Here is a 7,541-nt window from a genome sequence, read left to right as displayed (position 1 = left end):
CCTATGCAGATACGATCAGTCGTAAGGCGGCTGGTCTGAGGCCTTGCTGCAGGGCCCTTGCCCGCCCACCATCGCAGGACACGCTGCAAGTACGTCCATGTAGGCTCTTACGCGGCATCCATGCCGCGTAAGGTCCCGCGACGGTGGGCGGGCAAGGACCTGTTGGGATGGTCGGTGTGTGTGCTGCAAGCAGCAAGTGGTTGACCACGCTGTTTTATTGCGTTTCCAGGCGATCTCACGCCTCGCTGCGTAGCGCGCGCGTCGGCAAGATCAGGCGTTCGATCAGGTCGACCAGGCCGGGTGGTTCCACCGGCTTGCCCATATGCGCATCGAATCCGGCGACCACTGCGCGGTCGCGGTCTTCTTCGCGCACATAGGCGGTGAGGGCGATCGCGGGGATGTGCCGCGGCAGGTCGGCGCGGCCGGAGCGCACCGTGCGGATCAAGTCGTAGCCGTCGCGCACCGGCATGGCGATATCGCTGACCAGCACGTCGAAGGGCGTCTCTGCCAGGCATTGTTCGGCCGCTTCCACCGAGCCGGCCGCCTGCACCTGCGCGCCGGCAAGCATCAGGAACTGCACCACCGCCTCGCGCGAATCCTGGTCGTCGTCGACCAGCAGCAGGCGCACGCCATCCAAGCGCCCGAGACAATCACTCGGCAGCGGACCGACCTGCAGCGACCCGGCCGACGCGGGACGCAGATCGCTGACCCCGTGCTGGAGCGGCAGCACGATGGTGAAGGTCGACCCCTTGCCTTCGCCCGCACTGGAGGCACCCAGGCTGCCGCCGTGCAGATCGACCAACTGGCGCGAGATCGACAGGCCCAGTCCCAGGCCGCCCACGCGGCGTGTCGTACCGGCATCGGCCTGGCGAAAGCGGTCGAAGACATGCGGAAGGAAATCCGGCGCGATGCCGATCCCGCTGTCGTGCACGCACAGGCGCAGACGCCCGTCGTCCACCTCCAGGCCCACTCGCACGCTGCCGCCGGGCGCGGTGAACTTGAGCGCGTTGCTGAGCAGGTTGGAGAGCACCTGCTGCAGGCGCCCGGCATCGCCGAAGAACCACAGCTCGCCATCGACCGGCGCGTCCAGCTCCAATGCAATCTCGCGTGCGAGCGCGGCCGGCTGCATCAGTTCAACCGTGCTGCGCGCCAGCCCGGCGATGTCGAAATGCTCGGCCTGCAACCGGATCTTGCCGGACAGGATCGCGCTCATGTCCAGCAGGTCATCGATGATCTGGGTCTGCGCACGCGCACTGCGTTCGATGATGACCAGGCCCTTGCCCAGGTTATCCGGCGCGAAGGTCTGCGATTGCATCAGCCGCGACCACCCCAGGATGGCGTTGAGCGGCGTGCGCAGCTCGTGGCTCAGGGTGGCCAGGAATTCGTCCTTGACCCGGTTGGCATGCTCTGCCTGATTACGCGCGGCCGTTTCTGCCTGCAGCGACAATGCGAGCCTGGCGTCCACCCGGGTCCGCTCGATCACGATGCCGGCCAGGTGCGACGCCGAGCGGGCCATGGCCTGCTCGCGCAGCGAAGGCAGATGCGGGCGGTCGTAATAGATGTTGAGCGTCCCCAGCACCTGGCCATCGCTGGACAGGATCGGCGTCACGCAGCACGCCACGATGCCCAGTGCCGCCGACACCGCATGGTGGCGGCTGAAGCTCGGTTCGGCCTGGATGTCGGCACAGATGACTTGTTGGCCAAGATGCGCAGAGCGTGCGCACGGTGGTCCTTCCGGCCCTGCCGGCACCGGCTCGAACGGGCCGGGGTAATCGATCGGAAAATGCGGCGCCGATCCGAAGCTCAGGGTGTGCCGTACCTCGTCGAGCACCATCACCGAGCAATACAGCGCGATCTCGCCGCGTGCTTCCACGCTCAGGGCGATGGCATCCAGCACCACCGGCAATGGCGCGCCGGTGGTAATCAGGCTCAGGATCGCGCGGTCGGACGAGGTGGCGTCTTCGATCAGCTTGCGCTCGGAGATATCGGTCAGCGAGCCGATATGCCCCAAGAAGCGCCCGTCGCTCGCGAAGTGCGGCGAGGCGGTATCGATGCACCAGCGGTACTGCCCGTCATGGCGGCGTACCCGGTATTCGGCAAGGAATTCGCCACGCCGTTGCAGCGCCTGTTCGAATGCCAAGCGCACGCGCCCGGCATCGTCCGGATGCATCACGTCCCACCATCCCTGATCCAGCGCCTGATCCTCGGCCTGTCCGGTGAAGTGGTACCAGCGTGGGTTCCAGTAGACGCAATCGCCTTGCGCATCGGCCATCCAGATCATCGCCGGCACGGTCTCGCACAGTGCGCGGAAGCGGATCTCGCTTTCACGTAGTTGCTGCTCGAAGGTGCGGCGGTCGTGGATGTCGGTATAGGTGCCGATCCACTCGCTGATACCGCCATCGTCGCCACGCACCGGCAGTGCGCGCGTCAGGTGCCAGCGCGCCTGACCATCGTGACGTTGCAGCTCGCACTCCACTTCGTAGGCGCGCTCGCCCTGCAGCGCGTCCTGCCAGGCCTGTCCCGACAGACGCAGGCCGTCGGCGGTATGGGCCTGGTGCCAGGCGACGGTCTCGTGGTCGGCCGGGTCCAGCCCGGTGTATTCGTACCAGCGCTGGTTGAAGTAGCGCGGCTGGCCATCCGCTCCGGCAATGAAAATGATCTGCGGCAACGTGTCGGCCAGGCGGCGCAGGCGCGCCTCGCTCGCTGCCAGCTGCTGCTGCGCCTTGGCGCGTTGCATCGACTCCCAGCAACGTGCCGCCACCAGACGGACCAGCTCGATTTCGGTTGACAACCAGCGCCGCGGTGCGCGCTGATGCACACCGATGGCCGCCACCAGCCGGCCGTGCTTGTGCAGCGGAATCGCCAGCGAGGCGCGCAGGCCCGAGCGACGATACTGCTCGGCCACATAGTCCGGCGCCCCGGGTGCCATCGCGTCGGTGGTGAACCAGGGGCGGTTTTGCAGCAGCGCGTCGCGCAGGCCCTGTGCTGCTTCCAGCGGAAAATCGCCCTGCAGGCTGGGCATGTCCTGCACGTGATCGCTGATGACGTGCATGGTGCTGCCATCGGCAGCCGCCAGCCCGAACGCACACCGGTTGGCCTGCAGATGTTCGCCCAGCAGGCGCACGCTGGTGTCGATGATGTGCCGCGGATCGGAGACATGCTGCAAGGCGTCTTCGAGCATCAGCAGGAAGCTGTCGCGACGCTCGACGCGGCGCTGCGCGGTGACATCGAAGCCATGCACCAGGATCGCGTCGACGTGCCCATCGCTGTCGCGCATCGGCTGGTACAGGAAGTCCACGAAGGTTTCGTCAGGCGCGCTGCCCGGCGTGCGCTGCAGGTAGGCCGTCATCGATTCGCCGATGAAAGGCCGCCCACTGCGGCGCACGTCGTCGAGCAGTGCCAGATAGCCTTGGTCGGCGATTTCCGGCATCGCCTCCAGCAAGGGACGGCCGAGGAGTGGCCGCTCACCGACGAGATCGTGGAAGCGTTGGTTGACCGTCTCGAAGACGTAGTCCGGGCCCCGCAACACCGCCATGAAGGCCGGAGTCTGATCGAGCGCTGGCGCTGCGGCACGCGTCGCCGCGCTGCGATCTGACTGATCTGTCGCCTTGACAGGTGCAGCGGCGACATATAGCGCACCCACCTGCCGGCCGGCATCCAGCACCGGGCTGCACGACCAGGTCGACAGATCCAAGGCGGCGTGTGCGCCGGCAGACAGCGTGTCGGTGGCGTCGGGGCCAGTCAGCTCGGCAAGCGGCCGGCCGAACGCGGTCGGGTGACGCTCGCCCAATGTGTCGATGCAGGCATCGTTGTAAACGCAGTGCCCGTGCTCGCCCCACACCAGCAGCATCGGATGCCGTGCATGCAGGCAGATCGATAGGGTAGTACGCAGCGCCGGATGACCGCACAGCAGCGGATCGGCGGCGCATGCGGACGCCAAGAGCAGGGCGGCAGTTTCGCTCGTCTCCGGCAGCAAGCCGGCATACGGCGACACGGCACTCTCCATCCAGCAACCCGCCTGTCGTTTTCGATGCCTGGATTTTAGTGGCAACCGGTCGGCTGGCAACCCGGGCCGCGATCATCGGTCAGGCTGCAACAGGGCAGGGCGCACGGCTCAGCTGCTGGCGCCGCTCAGCTGCCGGGCACGCAAGAGAGCGTTGACCAGCTCCTCGGAGAGGTAGGGCTTGGTCAGGATCACGCCGCGTTCGAAGCCGGCAGGGATACTGGTACTGGCGACGCCGGTGGCCAGCACGAACGGGATGCCGCGCTCGGACAGCAGCCGCGCAACCGGCTCGCTGGTTTCCCCGTTGCCCAGCCGATAGTCCAGCACGGCGATATCGGGCGCATCGTCCTGGATCAACCGCAGGGCCTGATGGACTTCGCCGACCGGGCCGGCGACGGCCGCGCCAGCATGGACCAGTTGCAACTCGAGCAGCATGGCATTCATGTCATCGTTTTCGACCACGAGTACCCGAACTCCACGCAACACCGACATTGCTTACTCCTTCACCAAGTCGGCCAGTATATCGGCCCTGACCAGGCACGGTGCCGCCAACGCCTCAGGCACCTGAATTTGTCAGGCGCGTTGTGACACTGTTCGTTTCATTCTCAAGTCGCTATACTGCGCGGCCACGCCGAAGTGGCGGAATCGGTAGACGCAGCGGACTCAAAATCCGCCGCCCTTAAAAGCGTGTGGGTTCGAGTCCCACCTTCGGCACCAGGATGTTGCGGTTTCAGCAAAGCCCTTTCGGCAAACGCCGAAGGGGCTTTTTGCTATCGGCGGTCGGGCGACGGAGCGCACGCAGCAGCAGTGGCGTTTTAGCCGTGCGTGCACCCGGCATGTTGATCGCGCTGGAACCCAGCCTGGCGCTGTGGCTTGTTTGATGTCTGCGTATGCGGCGCCGCTGCGCCTGGCAGCTCACGCAATGCGCCTTGCGTTCCATGCGAAGCAATGTGCGCCCTCATTCGCTCCGCCCCATGCCGTCGATTCGCCGCGTGTGGCGACCACATGCGTGACGCTGACATGGTGTGTTTGTCCATCGCCGCCGACAACAGCGCAGGCACGCAACCATCACGCACGGTGCGTACCGTGGAGCTCTCCTTCAAGCAGGTGGCCTCCATGGACTACGATTCTTCGCAGCAATTGCGCATTCTTCGCGACATCCACGATACCAAGCCGGTATCGGACGAAGAGGGAAACTGGGCGGTACGTGCGGGCTATGCCACCCAGGCCGAAGACGGCGACATCGATCTGACGCATGAGGGTCGCAAGGCACTGGATGATGGCCAGGCCTGAGGCTCCTGCATCCAGCACGTGCGGGTCGCGCAAGCTGGTCGCGCCGCGCGAGTGATCGTCGGCACTCGTCGAGATGTGCGTGCGCGTGCACTGCAGGCAGGCAAGAGTGACGAATGCCTACAGGCGCCACGTCTTCGAACATGGACGCGAGGGACGAGCCTGCAGCTCGCGGGACATCGATCGTCAGACAAAAAAAGCCCCGGCATTGCCGGGGCTTTCAGATGATTGGCGTCCCCACGGGGATTCGAACCCCGGTGTCCACCGTGAAAGGGTGGTGTCCTAGGCCTCTAGACGATGGGGACGCGTATCAAAACCTCGTTGTCCAAACCAGACGGCCTAATGTCTGAAATGGTGGAGCCAGGCGGGATCGAACCGCCGACCTCCTGCATGCCATGCAGGCGCTCTCCCAGCTGAGCTATGGCCCCGCGTTGCTGCGAGCCGGCAATCATAGCGACTGAAAACGACTTTGGGAAGCGGTCTGCGCAAAAAAGATGCGCTGCCATCGTTGGGTGTCGATGACGGTATGCCCACGCGCGCGAAAGTGCGTTGTGCGTTGTGCGTTCTTCGCGGGCTTGCCATCAGTGGCGCATTCGCATTCTGGGCGCCTCGTCGTTGGTGGCACGGCGCATTGCATCATGCATCGACGCGCTTGCTGACGTTACGCAGTGTCCAATGCAATGCCGTGCTTGCCGCCAGCTCTTCCAGAGCGAGCTGACGGTGACACCTGGCGCAGGAGCTAAGATCGATCTGCACAGGTGAGGCATCGGCGCGTTCGCCCGCGCAGACGTTACGTGCGTGCTCCATTGTGCAGCAGTGGCAGCCATCAGTTCACAAGCACGCGGGGGCGAAGCGGCGCTGAAGCGGAACGCGCGTCGTGGCGCAGGACTGCTGCAGCGCGCCCTCGCGGTCACACGCGCGCGCAAAACGCATAAAAAAGCCCCGGCATTGCCGGGGCTTTCAGATGATTGGCGTCCCCACGGGGATTCGAACCCCGGTGTCCACCGTGAAAGGGTGGTGTCCTAGGCCTCTAGACGATGGGGACGCGTATCAAAACCTGAGTTGTCATTTCAGACGGCCTAATGTCTGAAGTGGTGGAGCCAGGCGGGATCGAACCGCCGACCTCCTGCATGCCATGCAGGCGCTCTCCCAGCTGAGCTATGGCCCCACGAAACTGAGAACGAAATGATAGCGGCCTGTGAATGTTCGCGCAAGCGCTTTTTCATTCCGAATGAGACGGCGCACGTGCGCTGCACAGGCTCACTTGACGCCGTGCAGGTCGCGCAGCTGGGTCTGCCGCGCGCCGAAGTAAGCGGCGAGATCGGCAATGTCCTGGTCGCTTAGTGCGGTTGCCTGCGCGGTCATCAACGGATGCTGGCGGTCGCCGCTGCGATACGCCTGCAACGCATGCGCCAGGTAGTCGCCGTACTGGCCACCGAGTTTGGGATAACTGGGGTCGATCGGCGCATTGCCGTCGGCACCGTGGCAATCAACGCAGCTCTGGCCGGTGGCCTTGCCCTTGGCGTGTGCCAGCTTGTCGCCGGCATCGGCGCGGCCGGTCGGCAGGCCGGCGGAGGAGCCCGAGCCATGTTCGCCGCTGGCGTGGCCGGCATCGCCGGCGGAGTGGTCGGTGGACTCGACCTGGGATTGGGAGCAGGCCGCCATCAGGGCAGCGACCAGGACGATGGCTAGACGCGGAGCGTGCAGGGCGTTCGGCATGTGGGCGCTTATTTGAGGGTGGACAGAAAGGCTGAGATGTCGGCGATGTCCTGCTCGGAGAAACTCTGTGCCTGCGCCTGCATGGTCGGATGCTTGCGCTTGCCCTGGCGGTACTCGGTCAGCGCCTGCGTCAGGTATTGGGCAGACTGCCCGCCGATCTTGGGCACGCGATAGCTGGGGTAGGCGTTCTTGTAGCCGGTGACGCCGTGGCAGCCCTGGCAGGTATAGGCAAGCAGGCGACCGTTGGAGGGATTGCCGGACGGTGCAGCGGCTGCGGGTGCGGGGGCGGCCGTGGCAGGTGCCGGCGTGGCCGGAGCTGCAGGCGTGACGGATGGTGTTGCTGATGCGCCCCCAAACGGCAGGAAGACGACCAGAGCGAGACAAGCGGCGAGCGGCTGCGGGCGCATGGTTTCGTATCCGGAAGACTGATTGAGCGTCCGCACGTGGGGGCGTGACGGAACCGGACCGAGTATGCCTGCGATTTGGCGCGGCGCAAACGGGGTGAATACGCGAAGTTGAACAGACCATG

Annotated in this window: 5 protein-coding genes and 5 tRNA genes; 2 read left to right on the top strand and 8 right to left on the bottom strand. The window is 65.4% G+C overall.

Going from position 1 to position 7,541, the window contains the following annotated elements:
* Positions 1–235 precede the first annotated feature (235 nt).
* Together OZ10_RS13825 and OZ10_RS13820 are read right to left on the bottom strand one after the other, a co-directional pair.
* Entirely contained in the window at positions 236–4,006 is a 3,771-nt protein-coding gene (locus OZ10_RS13825; RefSeq protein ID WP_039565444.1) for a PAS domain S-box protein, read from the bottom strand.
* Between the two features lie 108 nt (positions 4,007–4,114).
* Entirely contained in the window at positions 4,115–4,495 is a 381-nt protein-coding gene (locus OZ10_RS13820; protein ID WP_039409661.1) for a response regulator, read from the bottom strand.
* Between the two features lie 138 nt (positions 4,496–4,633).
* On the opposite strand from OZ10_RS13820, the gene OZ10_RS13815 reads away from it, so the two are divergent.
* Together OZ10_RS13815 and OZ10_RS22620 are read left to right on the top strand one after the other, a co-directional pair.
* A tRNA-Leu gene (locus tag OZ10_RS13815) sits at positions 4,634–4,720 on the top strand.
* A gap of 288 nt (positions 4,721–5,008) precedes the next feature.
* Positions 5,009–5,296: a hypothetical protein gene (locus OZ10_RS22620; protein WP_162183138.1), complete on the top strand. Its 288-nt coding sequence runs from the start codon at positions 5,009–5,011 to the stop codon at positions 5,294–5,296.
* Between the two features lie 226 nt (positions 5,297–5,522).
* Here OZ10_RS22620 and OZ10_RS13805 read toward each other — a convergent pair.
* The 6 genes from OZ10_RS13805 to OZ10_RS13780 form a co-directional block, all read right to left on the bottom strand.
* A tRNA-Glu gene (locus OZ10_RS13805) sits at positions 5,523–5,598 on the bottom strand.
* Between the two features lie 47 nt (positions 5,599–5,645).
* Positions 5,646–5,721 (bottom strand) — tRNA-Ala (locus tag OZ10_RS13800).
* Positions 5,722–6,262: 541 nt separating this feature from the next.
* Positions 6,263–6,338: transfer RNA gene (locus OZ10_RS13795), tRNA-Glu, on the bottom strand.
* 47 nt (positions 6,339–6,385) lie between these two features.
* Positions 6,386–6,461 (bottom strand) — tRNA-Ala (locus OZ10_RS13790).
* A 92-nt stretch (positions 6,462–6,553) separates the two neighbouring features.
* Positions 6,554–7,012, bottom strand: coding sequence for a c-type cytochrome (locus tag OZ10_RS13785; RefSeq protein ID WP_039409014.1), 459 nt, complete (start codon positions 7,010–7,012; stop codon positions 6,554–6,556).
* 8 nt (positions 7,013–7,020) lie between these two features.
* A complete protein-coding gene (locus OZ10_RS13780; protein ID WP_039409018.1) occupies positions 7,021–7,419 on the bottom strand; it encodes a c-type cytochrome in 399 nt (132 codons plus the stop codon).
* Positions 7,420–7,541: the final 122 nt, after the last annotated feature.

It is taken from the genome of Xanthomonas cannabis pv. cannabis, from assembly GCF_000802365.1.
Lineage (GTDB): Bacteria > Pseudomonadota > Gammaproteobacteria > Xanthomonadales > Xanthomonadaceae > Xanthomonas > Xanthomonas cannabis.
Note: the sequence above shows the minus strand (reverse complement) of the source record. Positions and strands in the feature narration are given on the sequence as shown.

Bases quoted from the DNA above. Each gene is read 5' to 3' on its own strand.
- OZ10_RS13825 (WP_039565444.1), bottom strand. From the start codon at position 4,006: ATGGAGAGTGCCGTGTCGCCGTATGCCGGCTTGCTGCCGGAGACGAGC.
- OZ10_RS13820 (WP_039409661.1), bottom strand. From the start codon at position 4,495: ATGTCGGTGTTGCGTGGAGTTCGGGTACTCGTGGTCGAAAACGATGAC.
- OZ10_RS22620 (WP_162183138.1), top strand. From the start codon at position 5,009: ATGCGTGACGCTGACATGGTGTGTTTGTCCATCGCCGCCGACAACAGC.
- OZ10_RS13785 (WP_039409014.1), bottom strand. From the start codon at position 7,012: ATGCCGAACGCCCTGCACGCTCCGCGTCTAGCCATCGTCCTGGTCGCT.
- OZ10_RS13780 (WP_039409018.1), bottom strand. From the start codon at position 7,419: ATGCGCCCGCAGCCGCTCGCCGCTTGTCTCGCTCTGGTCGTCTTCCTG.